Annotated in this window: 7 protein-coding genes; 4 read left to right on the plus strand and 3 right to left on the minus strand. The window is 42.4% G+C overall.

Annotated features, from left to right (window positions below; genetic code table 11):
- Positions 1 to 190: 190 nt before the first annotated feature.
- On the minus strand, positions 191 to 1,477 hold the full coding sequence (gene thiC / locus PLL47_RS09265; protein ID WP_324445911.1) for a phosphomethylpyrimidine synthase: 1,287 nt from the start codon (positions 1,475 to 1,477) through the stop codon (positions 191 to 193).
- A gap of 482 nt (positions 1,478 to 1,959) precedes the next feature.
- Here thiC and PLL47_RS09270 point away from each other — a divergent pair, with 482 nt between their 5' ends.
- Positions 1,960 to 4,458, plus strand: coding sequence for a DNA topoisomerase I (locus PLL47_RS09270; RefSeq protein ID WP_324445912.1), 2,499 nt, complete (start codon positions 1,960 to 1,962; stop codon positions 4,456 to 4,458).
- Between the two features lie 243 nt (positions 4,459 to 4,701).
- On the opposite strand, the gene PLL47_RS09275 is transcribed toward PLL47_RS09270, so the two are convergent.
- Positions 4,702 to 5,313 (minus strand): 30S ribosomal protein S3ae, encoded by a 612-nt coding sequence (locus PLL47_RS09275; protein ID WP_324445913.1) that lies wholly within the window; start codon positions 5,311 to 5,313, stop codon positions 4,702 to 4,704.
- Positions 5,314 to 5,870: 557 nt separating this feature from the next.
- Positions 5,871 to 8,180: a tetratricopeptide repeat protein gene (locus tag PLL47_RS09280; RefSeq protein ID WP_324445914.1), complete on the minus strand. Its 2,310-nt coding sequence runs from the start codon at positions 8,178 to 8,180 to the stop codon at positions 5,871 to 5,873.
- Between the two features lie 809 nt (positions 8,181 to 8,989).
- Between PLL47_RS09280 and brxF the strand changes: the two genes are divergently transcribed.
- The 3 genes from brxF to PLL47_RS09295 are packed head-to-tail and all read left to right on the plus strand — an operon-like array spanning position 8,990 to position 15,591.
- Positions 8,990 to 9,445 carry a BREX-3 system P-loop-containing protein BrxF gene (gene brxF / locus PLL47_RS09285; RefSeq protein ID WP_324445915.1) on the plus strand — a complete coding sequence of 152 codons (456 nt, stop codon included), beginning with the start codon at positions 8,990 to 8,992 and terminating at the stop codon, positions 9,443 to 9,445.
- Positions 9,438 to 13,052 carry a DUF6079 family protein gene (locus PLL47_RS09290; protein WP_324445916.1) on the plus strand — a complete coding sequence of 1,205 codons (3,615 nt, stop codon included), beginning with the start codon at positions 9,438 to 9,440 and terminating at the stop codon, positions 13,050 to 13,052. The genes brxF and PLL47_RS09290 overlap by 8 nt, the downstream gene beginning before the upstream one ends.
- A gap of 4 nt (positions 13,053 to 13,056) precedes the next feature.
- Positions 13,057 to 15,591: a DNA methyltransferase gene (locus PLL47_RS09295; RefSeq protein ID WP_324445917.1), complete on the plus strand. Its 2,535-nt coding sequence runs from the start codon at positions 13,057 to 13,059 to the stop codon at positions 15,589 to 15,591.
- The last annotated feature ends 9 nt before the right edge of the window (positions 15,592 to 15,600 follow it).

A 15,600-nucleotide genomic window follows, 5' to 3' on the forward strand; every position in this document is an offset into this window, starting at 1 on the left:
CGATTCGGGAGCACGAGGTCTGTTTCGCTTCCCGAGTTTCGATTCGGGAGCACGAGGTCTGTTTCGCTCCGCTCAAGCAGACTAATTTGAAGGAAAAAATAGGAAGCTGCACTTGTAAGAAGAGACAGGAAAGAAGAAAAAACCAGAGAATTGAAAGAAAAAGGAAATAAAAGAAATTACTCTTCCGCCTTTACTCTTCCTTTTTCTTTTCCCCGAAAGCTTCCTTTACGATTTTAACTGCACAGAGTTCTCCGCACATGGAACAGGCATCGCTTTCTGTCTTGCGGGAGTCCCGGATTTTGCGAGCTCGGTTGCCGTCGATTGCAAGCTCAAACTGCTTTTCCCAGTCAAGGTCTCTGCGGGCATAGGCCATTGCTGTGTCCTGCTTCCAGGCGCGTTCCCTTGGACCTTCTTTTATGAGATCGATAGTGTGGGCTGCAAGTTTTGTAACCAGCAGGCCCTCTTTGATATCTTCGAGGGATGGGAGGGCGAGGTGTTCGGAGGGGGTTACCATACAGAGGAAGTCAGTGCCATGCATCCCTGCTACTGCTCCTCCGATTGCACCTGTAATGTGGTCAAATCCAGGGGCAATATCGGTGACAAGAGGGCCCAGGAGGTAGAGAGGGGCTCCGTCGCAGAGTTCTTTCATGCCCCTGACACTGAGTTCGATTTCGTTTAATGGGACATGGCCAGGACCTTCAACAAAAGTCTGAACATTGGCAGCCCTTGAACGTTTTACAAGCTCTCCGAGAGTAATAAACTCCATGAATTTCGGGCGGTCGGAAGCGTCGGCAATGCAACCAGGGCGCATACCATCTCCGAGGCTCAGGGTCATGTCATATTCTTTTGCGATTTCAAGGAGATAGTCAAATTCGGCATAGAAGGGGTTGTCTTCCCCGTTATGCAGCATCCAGGCAAGGGTGAAAGAACCGCCGCGGCTGACCACGTTCATGATCCTGTCGCTCTGGCGCAGGCGCTCAAGGGAGTTCAGGTTGACTCCGGCATGAACGGTCACAAAGTCCACACCCTGCTCGGCATGTTTCCTGACGGCATTGAACATGTCGTCGGAAGTCATTTCCACCACAATTTTCTGGGAAGCTGCAGCCTGATAAATGGGGACAGTCCCTACGGGAATATTTACGGCTTTAAGGATACGGGTGCGGATCTCGTTAAGGTTTCCGCCTGTTGAGAGGTCCATTACTGCATGGGCTCCGAAGGCTTCTGCAGCTTTTGCCTTCTCGACTTCGGCATCGATATCGATGCAGTCTCTGGATGTGCCTACATTGGCGTTTATTTTCGTGCTCATGTATTTGCCAATACCTACAGGGAGGGTTTCTCGCCTGACATTCCTCGGAATGGCGATCAGCCCTTTTGCAACACAGGAACGGACAGTATCAGCATCTATTCCTTCAGCTTTTGCCACGGCTTCAATTGCAGGAGTGATGATCCCCCGCTTTGCATCTTCCATCAGTGTCATTTTTACTCCAGATAACGAGGTGGATAAGATAGTATTCCAGTCCTGATTAAGGACGTACTATAAGGACATACCAGTAAAAAACAGGAACTACCGGCAGATGTACCAATAATAAAGATAATGGAATAATATGGTTGTATGAATATGATTGTATGAACCTTCCAGTTAAACAAAGTTCTCTAGACTGACTAACTTCCCTGTTTACCTTGATTATAATGATTAATCCGGAATTCCAGTTTGTCGCTTAGAACAGAGAATAAACTGATATATAGCTTTTTACATTCGGAAAAGTCTCCCAATAATGTATAAATAATCAAATATATAAATAATGTAAGCTTATAATCAGGGCATACATGTGAAGGAAATCAGTTCCTGTTTATTATAAAGCGAAGGGTTTTTAATTTCTCCTTTAAAATCCTCTGGATATTTCCATAAGGTTTCCTTACAAAACTCGATATTCCAATAATAAGGTTAAGGTACTTCATATGACAGTTGTCGCATTTGCAGAAAAAAACAAAGCAGCAGCCCAGATCGCCAGCATCCTTGGCGAGGGAGAAGTGGATAAAATTTCGGTTGAGGGACTGCCTGCTTACGAGTTTAAATGGAAAGGGGAAGAGTGGCTGGTGATGGGGCTTTCCGGGCACATCATGAGCTATGATTTTCCCGAGAAGTACAACAAATGGAGCGAAGTTGACCCGGGCACACTGCTTGAGGTCGACCCCGAAAAATTCGTGACAAGGAAAGAATATGAAGCCGCAATAAAAAACCTGGCAAAAAGGGCAGACAAAATTATCCTTGCATGCGACTATGACAGGGAAGGGGAAAACATAGGGTTTGAAGCAAAAACCCTTGCCGAAGAGGTTACAAACGTGCCTGTCGCAAGGGCTCGTTTTTCAGCCCTTTCCCCAAAAGAAGTCAGAAAAGCTTTTGAAAGCCCTGTTGACCCTGACCATAACCTTGCTATGGCTGCCGAAGCCAGGCAGATCCTTGACCTGAAGATGGGGGCTGCATTTACTCGTTTTGTCACGCTATCGGTCAGGGAAAAAGCAAGAACAAAAGACGTCCTTTCAATAGGACCATGCCAGACCCCTACCTGCGGGTTTGTGTACGAAAGAGAAAAAGCCATCCGGGCTTTTGAGGCAAAGGACTTCTGGAAAATTACTGCAATTTTTGCTGCAAAAGACGGAGAATTCGAAGGCACTCACAGGGCAGGAAACATCCATGACAAAGAAAAAGCAGCTGAGATCTTCAAGAAGCTAAAGGGGGCAAAAGAGGGGCTTGTCGTAAAGAAAACGGTGAAAGAAGCTAAAACCAGCCCCCCGAACCCTTTGAATACTACAGAATTCCTGAAAAGGGCTTCAAAGTTCCTGGGAATCAGCCCTGAGGTTGCACTCGAAACCGCAGAACAGCTCTACCTTGCAGGGTTTACAAGCTATCCGAGGACAGAGACCAACAAATACGCAGACGACTTCGATTTCAAGTCCCTTGTCTTTGATTTCGCAAGGCAGAAAGAGTACAGACCTTTTGCAGAGTCAATCCTCTCCGCCCCGATAGTGCCGAAGAATGGAGAAAAAGATGCACACGACCATCCTCCAATTCACCCAATCAGGGCGGCAGCAAGGGGAGAGGTCAGTTCTGCAGTAAATATCCCGCAGGCAGCCGAAGTCTATGACCTTATTGCAAGGCATTTCCTGGCAAACCTTATGCCTGCAGCAGTTTTTGAAAAAACCCATCTTCACCTGAAGGTTCAGGAAGAACCTTTCGATTCCTCAGGGACCGTGCTTAAAGATGCAGGCTGGCTCGAAGCCTATCCTTTTGAAAATAAAAAAGATAAGCTTCTCCCGTTTGTGGAAGAAAAAGAGAAGGTTGACGTAAAAAAGCTGAGCAATACGAAGTCCAAAACCAGCCCTCCGAAAAAGCTGACAGAAGCCGAACTCCTGACTCTTATGGACAAGCACGGGATAGGGACAAAAGCGACAGCTCCTACTCATATAGAAACAAACAAAAAACGGGGTTATTTTGAGAACAAAGGAAAGACAATTTCGATCCTTGATACAGGCTTCACCCTCATGGAAGGACTTTCACTGTCTGTCCCTATCCTTGTAAAACCTGATATCCGCTCAAAGATTGAAGCTCTTATCCAGGAAGTAGAAGACGGAAAAAAAGAGTTTGAAGCCGCCCTTGATGAGGGTACTGCGCTGATAAAAGAGATGTATGCCCAGCTTGAAGCAAACAAAAAAGAGCTGACTTCAAATATTGCAGGCACGATCAAGGACGAAGCTGCCCTTGAAGATAAGAAAAACTACATAGGAACCTGCAAGGCTTGCGGGCACGTGCTCAGGATTATACAGACGGATTCCGGGCGCTTTGTGGGCTGCACAGGCTATCCTGACTGCAAAAACACCTTCTCTCTGCCGAAAACCGGAGCCCTGGCCGTGCTCAGGAGCAAGGAGTGTAAAAAAGAAGGAGCTGCCGTCCTTAAGGTGGGAAACAAATACAACTGGGCTGTCGGTGTAGGTCCCTGCTTTAAATGCGAGCTTGAAAAGGAATGCTACCCTCCTGAAACCGTGGGACCCTGCCCCGAATGTGACGGGAGCATGTTCCTGATATCTTTCAAGGATAACCGCTTCCTCGGATGCACAAAACGCTGCGGGTATACACATTCTGTCCCTAAGACCGGAAAATTGACCCTGCTTGACAAAACCTGTGAGAGCTGCGGCTGGAAGCTGTTCAGGCTGAAAGAAGAGGGTGAGGGGAATGAAAGCCCGGAAGAAGAGATCTGCATAAACCGCCGCTGCACTGAAGGAATAAAGTACTGGAGAAAAACGGGACCCAGAAGCGGAGCAAGGGCACAGGGGAAGAGTTCTGCAGAATCTGCAGCAGAGCCCGGGGCGAAAAATACGGCAAGAAATACTGAAAGGACAGAGGCTGGCAGAGTTTCAAAAGCGACATCTGTTGAAAGTGGCAGGAAAGAGAGGAAGTAAAGGCATTTTAAAAAGAGCTCCGAACTAAATTATTGAGCCTCCGACCAGTACAACCTTATTAGCTATACCAAACCTTTCTTTTCCTGCTTGACGAAGGAGAGCGACCTTGCCCGCAAATTGAAAGCATTAGAATAGTGAGAATTCAAAAGAGATAAGAAAATTCTGAAAAATAACAAAGTTCAAAAGAGAGATAAGAAAATCCTTTCGGATTTTCTCCTGCTTCTAATTTTTAGTCGAAAAGAATTATGCTTCGGCAGGTGCGGGTGCAGCTGCGGGCATTGCTTCTACCTGAGTCTTCCTGATCTCGACTCTGCGGAGCGGGTAGATGAACTTGGCCTGCCTGTAGATGGCTGCTGAGAGCCTGCCAAGGATTGCTTCCTGCATGAAGGTCTCGAAATCGGTTTCGGATGCTCGCTTCTTGACAATGTCAACCATCATTTCCCTGATGGCCATCATCTGGCTTGAGCGTGCTCTCTTGATGGTGAAGCAGGTCGGCTTTACGCGGATAACAAAGCCGTCTTTGGTCTGGACTTCGATGTTGGCGTCGATCCTGGAGGTCTGCCTCTTTACGATTGAGCGGACATAATCGGTTGTGAGCTCGTGGCCCATGAGGTCGGTAGTGGCTACGTCTCCGACAACGTTGTTGATCCTGAGGATGACCTTTGTGTTGTTCTTGGTCATGTCGTTGGTAAGTTCGCCAACTGTGGTTTCAACATTGCGGCCTAAGAGAAGTGCAGGGTCTCCTGCCATTGTGCTTCCGACAACAACCCTGTTTAAGTAAGCAGGGGCTTCAATATTGTACCATTCCTTGGATTTCCATCCGTCAAGCTTTCTCTGTACTTTCTTTCTTGCCAAGTAATTCCTCCGAAGTGAATTCGTGTATGTAGTTTTGTTTTGCTTTGTCCTGATACCCTCAGGCAGTCAGGTTTTTATCTTCCGAATGCTCGGTTGAGCTTTCCCATAATCAATGAACGTGAAAGGTTTTCAGGCGTTTCTGGACAGTTCTGGACTGCCGCAGGATTCGCTTTCCTGCAACCTTTTGCGTGCAATACAAAAATCTCTGAGCCTCCTAGCATTTCCGGACTGGGGCCCCATCCCATCTGCCGACAGCCACAGGCTCCTGAAAGTCAAAAATGTGACCGGAAATCGGCCAGATATTCTCAGAAATTAGCGGATACTAACTAGTTAATGGCTCCACTATACACATCATTTCCGTATATAAAGAAATCGGTCAGAAACATAGTCTACCCTCCTTCTCATTCGGAAAGAACGGAAAAAAGGAAAAAACGAATGGAACATAGTTTAACAAGCTTAGAAAAAAGAAAAAGGGAAAAAAATACTTCCCCGGTAACTCAAAGACTCTGACTATTGCATAAAATTCAGGCAACACCTGCAGAGACACAGAAAAGAAATCAGATCTTTTTTTCAGGGGTCTCTTTCTCCAATTTTGTCTTTAGTTCTTCAGCTTTTGCTTTATATTCCTCTGCTTCTTCATTCCGGTCAAGTTTTCTGAGTAACTTAGCATATTCCTCAAATGTAGCAATTGCATCTCCTATATATACGGGACTTTCCGGATCTTTTTCAAGCAGGTTTGCGTTTATGGACAGAGCTTTTTCAAAGGCTTCTTTGGACTTTTCAAGTTCATCGGCTGAAAGGTAAACAATGCCGAGCTGGGAATATATGATGTTAACCTTTTCCTGGTATTCAAGTTTTTCAGGGTCGGACCCAAGGTGTTTGTTGAGAATCGGAAATATTGATTCATACTTTTCGATAGCCGTTCCGTAATTTTTCATGGATTCCTGCAAAATCCCTTCAAGGAGCCGAATCTCGTAAAGACTTTTCCAATTTTTCGGGCTTTCAGGGTCGTTTTCGTATAATTTTTCATAGTAGTCGCGGACAAGATCCAGGTATTCTTTTGCCACGTGGTGTTTTTTTGCATGGGTGAAGAGAGAGATCTGCATCTGGAGGTTCATTGCCAGCAGGTCTTTTGTGAGGAGGTCTTCATCTTCATTTTGCAGGATCTGCCTGAAGACTTCTACTGCTTTTGAATACTGCTGCTTTGCAAGTTCGGGCTTTTCTGCCCTTTCGAAAACGAGCCCCAATTCACTGAAGGCAGTGCCCAGAGCTTTTTTATGCTCCGGGTTCCCCGGATTTTTCCTGGCAATTTCCTGGTAGAGTTCTGTAATACGCTCATGCGCCTGAATTGCATTTTCATACTGTTTTTGCTCGATATTTGAGATCGCAAGATTTTTCAGAGTGTAAATAAGCCCTTCCCTGTAATCGGCATCTTCCGGAGACATTTTCACTGCTTTTTCGTTTATGGCAAGAGCTTTTTCAAAATAATGGCAGGCGGTTTCAGGTTCAAGAAAAGTGTACAGTTCTCCGATGTAATTGAAAGAATCTGCAATACCGATTTCATATTCAGGGTTTTCTGGGTCGGACTCGAGCAGCTTTTCATAGATTTCAATTCCCTGTTCATAATACTGTTTTGCAGGTTCCGTTTCCCCGCGTCCTGCATGGAGGTGCCCTATCTGGTCAAGGGTAGCGGCTATATTTGCTACACTCACAAAGTCCTCAGGGTCTAATTCGTGTATATTCCTGTAGATCTCGATCTCCTGCATACGGCACTCTTTTGCATGTTCGATGTCGCCGATCTCTCCAAGCAGCTCCCCAAGCTCGGTGAAGTCGTCGGAAATATCATGTTGATAGTCCAGGTCCTCAGGCTTTTTCCCTGGCAGCTCTTTGAGGATTTCGAGGGCTTTTTCAGCGTATTTATCCGCTTTTTCAGTCTCCCCTCCATGAAAAAGGGACCTGCTGAGGGACTGGAGGATTTCAATCTGCTTCCTGCTGTTAGAAATGTCCTCTGGATGTTTCCGGAGCTTTTCTTCCAGGACTTCGAGGGATTTCAGGAAGGTTTCTTCAGTTTTCTCGATATCCCCTATTTTTGAGTACAGGTCCCCGAGATCTTCATATAAGGATATGAGACCCCTGAAAGCAAGTCTGTTCTCGGGTTCTTTTTTGAGGACCTTTTTATAGACTTCTTCGGCCTGCGCAAAGACCTCTTTTGCCTCATCGGGCTTCATGAAAGCAAAGCAGTAAGTCTTATACTCGTCAATCAATTTGTTCAGGGTATCATACAGTTCCTCTTTTTTTGACCTTGTTTCAAATATTTTCTTATAGTTCTGCAAGATCATTCTCATCATCGAAGTCTGATTTTCATACTGCCTGGCTCTCATGTAGTAGCCCCGGACGTTCTCCAGAGTTCTTAAATAATTTTCAATGGAGTCATAATCCTCCGGCTCTTTTGCAATCAGCTTTTCAAATGCATCAAAGGTTTTCCCGAAGTATTTTTCATTTCTGGAAAGAGACTCTTTTATTTTTGAAATATCGTCAATTTCCCCAAGTGTTCTTGCTGTAAAACCTATAGAATTGTAGACAAAGTACTGGTATCTGTTATCCTCCGAATCCTCTAAAAAGAGCGAAATCGAAAGCTCCATAAGCCTCTGGAACTCAACCAGGGCTTCTTCCTGCCGGTTCAGGGCAAGCAGAGCCCTTCCTTTAAACAGAAGGGTCTGGCATAAGAGGTCCGGCCTATTTACTTTCTCCGAAAGCTTTTCAGCCTTTACAAGGTTTTCGAGCGCTTTTTTGTACTGCCCCTTCTCAAACTGCAATATAGTATTGTCGAGAATGCGGTCTATTGAATCTACAAGCTGCCTGGACATAAGAGATAGATAGAAAAGAGAATATTATAATTTAACTCCACTTTTCAGCTCATACACACGAGGTGAGGAAAGAGAGGAAAAAGACATAAATATCCTGATGAGGTTCAGGGGAATGATCGAGCCTTTTACACCTTACGGGACCTGGATTTTATTTTGAAGACATTTTGGAATCTCTATCGATGTTGTTTCTGAAAGGGATCTTCACCAGATAATGAAGGATGATGTGTTAAGTAAACTGGTGCCGACATGAGTTTCTTCGGTTAGATTTTCTGGAGTAAAGATACTGATCCAAAGAGTGGGGGGCACCAGGTTATGAAAATTATTGAAGAACTGCTGAAGCATGTAAGAAACTGCAAATACTTCCAGAAGTTTCATTTACGAAAAATAAGAAAACTATTACAGAGGACTATTCAGAGGGTTCCCTGTTGTCATTCTGGGATAACGAATATGACGAAGAGAGACAGATTAAAACAGTAAGGAAAAAAAGGGGAAACCTATAGCGACATCCTCAAGCGCCTGATGGATGCAGTTGATTGTGAGACTTTCATGGAACGCCAGTACAAAAAACTGGAAGAAAAAGAGAAGTTCGTATCCCTGGATAAAATCTGATGAATTTTGAGGTCAAACTGCATCCTGATGCAGTAAAATTCATGCTCGACCGGGATCAGGATAAAAAAAGTTGATTTTTTCAACAGCTGACATATAGTATAACTTTATTTTTCTTTTTAAAGTTCCTTTGATACATTAATTAATTAGAAAGGTTTATTATCTGTCTTTTTAAATATTATCCAAATTTTTGAGATGAGAATATGCAACTAGATACTTTGCTGGAACAAAACCGGACCAACCATTACAAAATGCTTGTGATAGTAGACAACAATCAACAGCATGAAAAAATAATCAATGCTCTTAAAAACAAGGGCTGGACAAGTTATGATGTAAACGAAAACATCCTCCAAATGACCGAGGATATCCCGGAAAATAAAATCAAACTTCGAATAGGGGATAAAATCAAGCAGTGGTTTAACTCACTTCCAGACAAAGTGATCCTTTATAACACCAATATATTATATTCTCCCGAGCTTGGAAAGTTAACTCCTGTGGGGGCATTTAAATACAGATCACGGGATAAGGAGTGTATTGTAATTCTTGAAGGGCAGATTTCAGGTTCACGAATCCAGTATTCGGAGTATAGAAAAGAAGATCATGTTGAGATGGATGTTAGTGAGCTAATAAATGTGAAAATGGAGGATATTGATGCCTAAAATAAAAGAACTTATTAATTTTGAGAAGATAAAAGATGTAATAGATATTGATTCTTCATATGACAAGCGGAAGATGGTGGAAAACTATGTGATTTCGCAGTCTATGGAAGAATACCTCATCAATATCCTTAATGATTTTCAAAAAGACACACATAAGGCAATTCAGGTAATAGGGGGATACGGTTCCGGTAAGTCTCACCTGCTTGCATTCATTATTTCAATTCTTAGCGACAGAAGCTTGAGATCCTCAATACAGAATGAAAAGGTCCGGGAAGCAGCAGAAAATATCAACAGGGAGTTTGTGGTTGTCCGATGGGAACTGCAGCCTAATGATGTCGAGCTTGCAGCCTATTTCTATGACAGGATTGAACAGCAGCTTGAGGAAAACTACGGCATCCAGTATGAATTCCCCTTAAAGGAAGTCGTAGACCACAAGAAAATGATCAATGATGTGGTACAGGCTATAAAAGCACAGGACCCTACTCGGGGGTTGATTGTTGTTGTGGACGAGATTTCAGATTTCCTCAAGCAAAAGGACAAGGAAAAAATTACAAGGGATGTACAGTTTCTAAGAATTCTCGGCCAGGTTGCTCAGGAGAGCGATTTCACATTTATAGGAGCCATGCAGGAACATATCTTCACCAATCCCAAGTATGTTGATGAAGCTGAGAGTTTCGGCAGGGTTTCCGAAAGGTTCCAGATTATTACGATCAAAAGGGAAGACATAAAGAAAGTCATTGCAAAGCGTGTGCTGAACAAATCAAAAGAACAGAGACTTGAGCTTGAGAAATTGTTTTCAGATTACACCAGGTACTATCCTGCGATTCAGGCAAATCTTAACGAGTTTATTGACCTTTTCCCTCTCCACCCCTATGTAATTCAGGTTTTCAGCGAACTTCCTTATTTTGAAAAACGCGGTGTGATCCAGTTTACGATTCAGGAAGTAGAAAAAGTCCTTGATAGAGAATTCCCCCACCTGATAACCTATGACCTGATCTACGATGAGATTGAGTCAAAGCATACAGTCAAAAACCTTGAGACTGTCTCTCCCGTAGTCGATGCTGTACAGACACTGGCCAGCAAAATAGACCTCCTCGATGGAAAGCGTCAGCAAACAGCTGCTGAAATCGTAAAGGCTCTTGGAGTCCTGAAGCTTTACGGGAAAAGTACAAACAACGGAGCCAATGCTCAGGAACTTGCAAACACTCTGCTTGTTCTGCCGAGCAACAAGATGCTGGAAGCAGAGGACGAAATCACCCTGGTACTGGACGAGCTCCGCAAGGTTACAGATGGGCAGTTTATCAACCGCACTAAAGAAGGGTATTATTTCCTTGACCTTCAACTCAACATTGACTATGACCAGGTTATCAAAAGAAAATCTGATAATCTTCCAGAAAACGCTCTCGATGATGAAATCCTCGGAATCCTGAAAGACCAGCTGATTCTTGGAGAAGAAACAGGCTTTGGAGTGTTTAGAGATACCTGCCAGTGGAAATCGAAAAAATCATTCCGTGAGGGGCAGTTTGTATATGAAACCGGAAAAGGCGATGTAGCTGAGAAGATCGAAGGGGATTTCCAGATTGTATTTATATCGCCTTTCTGTGCCGGGAAACGTTACAGGTCTCAAAATAACAGGCTGCAGATTTCTGGAAAACTGCCACAGGATGTTTTTGAGCAGCTTAAGATGCTTGCCTCGGCAAAAGCCCTGATAAATGACAATTACCAGCGCAGTATAATCCAGAAAAAGTATGCTTCCCTGAAAAAAGACTTCACAAGGCTGCTAGCTGCATCTTACCTTGAAAACGGGACTGTGGAAATAGGGGATGCAAAAAAGAGCATAAAAAGCCTGATTGCCAGGGAATTCAGCAACTTCGATGAGCTATTCACCGAAATCAAGCCCGAAATATTTGATTCTTACTTTAATGAAAAGTACAAAAAACACCCCAAGTTTTCAAATTCGATTACAAAGGACAATATAAAAGGAGAGTTTAGCACTGCTGTAAAGAATATGGTCTCCCAGAATGGAGAACAGAAAACTCTTTTCAGCGGCTCAAAGTCGATTCTGAACGCTCTTGAGCTTCTCGATGATAAGGGCAACACTTCAACCACAAATTCAGAGGTCGCTCAGAAGATCCTGGAAGCCGCAAAGGGAAATGCAGGGCAGAACTTGCCTGTGGCCGACTTTGTTTCCGAGTTCAAGAATTCGCCTTACGGGTATGACCCGATAATGACAGAATTTGTGATGGTGGCGCTAACCTACACCGGGGAAATTGCTTTAAAAGCTGCTGGAGGAAAGACCATTGGTTCCTCTGAAGTGGCAGACGTATTTAAGAGCAGTATTGAGGCATTTGAAAACATAAAGTATCTGACTCTTGAAAGCGAATTTGACAAGCAGCCCATAATCAAGCTTTTTATGGCGGTTGGACTGGACCAGGGTACTGCCCGGAAAGTCCTTGAGTCAAGCAAGCGAAACGCAGCTATTCAGGAATTCAGGAAAATCTATCTTGAACTCAAGGAGAAATTCGATGATGCAAAGCAGAAACTCGAAAAACTCTCCCTGCAGCACTCAAGTATCATTGATATCGAAGGATTGAATGCAAGGCATGAGACCTTAAAGTGTATTCCGTTTTCCAATTTTGAGCTTGTGAAAACACCAAACGACCTGAAGAAGATTATCTACTCCGACAGTGAAATTGAGGCAATCGGAAAGGCTGTCGAGATGCTTGGAAAACTGCATCTCTTTTACAGGAAATTCTTTGAAGAAATCGAGTCTGAACTGGACTATGCCCTTGAAGTCAAAAAGGTCATGGATGAATACCCGGACATTATCCAGGTAGAAGGGGTTGACAGCTTTATTAATGACTCCCTTGCCATCCTCTCAGATGCAGAGAAGCTCCTCTCTCCTGAAGATTTTAACCCCCTACTCGGCAAACTTCAGAGCATCCGTAAGAAGTATAAGTCCGCCTACTACCATGCCCATGAAAACAATGTGGGCAGCAAAGTGAACTGGTCAAAACTCACGCAAGTTACAGGTTCTTCGACTTACCATAAGCTCCGCAAATTGAAGAATGTGGAACTTCTTAACAAGCGTAAATTCATAGAAGTCGAAAACCAGATTTCAGCTTTGAGTAACCTCCAGTGCTCCTCCTTCAATGTGAACATTCTGGACAAAAATGTTGTCTGCACAAAATGCAGCTTCCCAAAAGGCTTTAAAAATGAAAACCCTGAGTTCCAGATCTCCCGTCTTGATGAAAAAGTCCTTTCCATTTATGAAGACTGGGAAAACACCCTCCTAGCCGAGCTAGATAATTACCGTGAAAACCTCCAGTATCTCTCCCCGGAAGAGCGAACACTTGTAGACGCTATAATCCGCTCGTCTCAACTCCCTGAAACCATTGAGGATTCCCTCGTAATCGCTTTAAACAACCTCTTCCGTGAATTAGAAATTGTTGAAGTAAACCCCACCGCATTCCTGGAAGCCGTCTTTAAAGAATCACAGGTAATGGACTACACAAACTTCGACGCCCGCATCAAAAAACTCATGCAAAAACTCGTTGCCGGCAAAGACCTCTCCAAAGTAAGAATAAAGCTTGCCCAGCAGGAATGATAAAATGCTGTTCAATGAAAAAGACCCTGAAAAAGAAAAAATGGAAAAATTCGCAGCTTCCTGCAAACCCTTGGAAGAGTTACTTGATTCAGTAAGGAATATCGAAGGCTTTCCCATCGGCAAGGATGAAGATATTCTTGCCTTATCGGATGCTCCGTGGTATACGGCCTGCCCGAATCCTTACATTAAAGACTTCATAGAGGCATTTGGAAAGCCGTATGACGAAGATACGGATACGTATGAGAGAACACCTTTTGTTAGTGACGTAAGTGAGGGGAAAAGCGACAAAGTGTATATGGCCCATACCTATCATACAAAAGTTCCTCATAAAGCTATCATGCCATTTGTTGAGCACTACACAAAAGAAGGAGACATAATATTCGATGGATTCTGCGGCACTGGGATGAGTGGTATTGCTGCTCAACTATTACATAGAAGAGCAATTTTGTGTGATTTGTCACCTGCAGCAGCTTTCATAGCATACAATTATAATACACCCGTAGATATTCTAAACTTTAAGAAAGAAGTTTCTAGAATTTTAGCCGAAGTAGAAAACGAATGCGGTTGGATGTATGAAACTTTTGATAATGATAGGAAAAAGAATGGAAAGATAAACTACATAATATGGTCAGATATATTAGTATGTCCATATTGCAAAAATGAGTATGTATTCTGGGATGCTGCTATTGATAAAGATAGTTTAGAACACAAAAAAGAGTATTGTTGCCTACACTGCAACTCAAAATTGAATAAAAAAGAGTGTGAGCGCTCTACTTTTTCTTTCTTTGACTCATCAATTAACGAAGAAATTATTCAAACAAAAAAAGTCCCTGTTTTAATTAATTATAATATTGGCAAAGAGAGACTTATAAAAAGACCAGATTCAAACGATTTAAATGTAATAGAAAATATCCTAAAAAGGGAGATCCCATACTGGCACCCTACAAATCCGATGATGGGCAAAGGAGGAAATTGGGGAGACATGTGGAGAGCTGGTTGTCATTTAGGAGTAACTCATGTTCACCATTTTTACACGAAAAGAAACTTGTGGGTAATATCTGCTATATTAAACAAAGCATTAAAATCTAAATATAATCGTCAAGTTATATTCTTATTAACATCCTTTGCTGTAAAAACTGGAAGTAAATTGCATAATATTGGATTTAAAAATGGAAGAATAAATCTTGCAGGCGCCCTTCCCAACTCTATGTTTATTCCTAGTTTAATAGCAGAAAGGAATATCTTAGATCTCGCAAGAGAAAAAATTAAAGATATCTCCTATGCTTTTGATTTCAAGAAAAGTAAAGGGAATTTTCTGGTGACTACTGGATCAAGCACTACGTTAAACATAAAATCATGCTCAATTGATTACATTTTTACTGATCCACCATTTGGCGAGAATTTAATGTATTCCGAAATGAACTATATATGGGAGTCACTATTAAAAGTATTTACAAACAATAAAGAAGAAGCGATAATTAACAAAACACAGAACAAATCTCTAATGGATTACAAAGAACTGATGACTTCCTGCTTCAAAGAAATGTATAGAATTCTTAAGCCAAATAGATGGATTACTGTTGAATTTCATAATACTGATCCATTTGTTTGGAACTCGATTCAAGATGGTTTAGCAAAAGCAGGATTTATTGTAGCTCAAATTGCAGTTTTGGATAAACAGCAAGGTAGTTACAACCAAATGGTTGCTCCAGGATCGGCAGAAAAAGATCTTGTTATAAATGCATATAAACCGAAAAAAGAATTTGAGGATAGCTTCCTAAAAACTGCGGGGAAAAATTTTGAATTTAAATTCATAGAGGAACATCTTCAGCATCTTCCAGTAGAGCCAAATATAGGACGTAATGAAAAGATGCTTTATTCAAAAATGCTTGCGTATTATATCCAAAAAGGGTATGAAATTAGATTAACTGCAAAACAGTTTTATGATTTGTTAAACGAGGAGTTCAAACTTATCGACGGATATTGGTTTACAGATAGCCAGTTATCTCTTTATGAAGAATGGAAAAAATGTCATGGTCTAAATGCAATACAAGAGATTTTTGAAAAACAAAGGACACTTTTTATTAGTGACGAAAAATCTGCTCTTATATGGCTCTACAACTTCTTAAACACTCCTAAAAGTTATAGCGATATTTTAACAGCTTATAATCCAATTATAACTAATACAGATGACGATATTCCAAAAATAAAACAACTACTAGAGACTAACTTTATATTCGAAAATGGATTATATCGCAGACCTTTAACTGACAAAGAAAAATCCGAAAAACTGGAAAAGAACGAAAAAGAACTGTTAAAAACCTTCGATAACATTCTGTTACAAGCAAGATCCAGTAGCAAGAAGATCAAATCGATCCGAAAAGAAGCAATCAAACTCGGCTTTACCAAAGCTTACCAAGAAAAGCGATTTGAAGACATCCTTGCCGTGGCCAAGAAGCTTGATAATGATATCCTTGAAAACAACAGTGAGATTAACGATTTCGTGGAAATTGCGAGGATGAAGACAGGAGAGTTCTGAGGGAGCTGT

This window comes from Methanosarcina sp. (assembly GCF_035390745.1).
In the GTDB taxonomy this organism is placed as follows: domain Archaea; phylum Halobacteriota; class Methanosarcinia; order Methanosarcinales; family Methanosarcinaceae; genus Methanosarcina.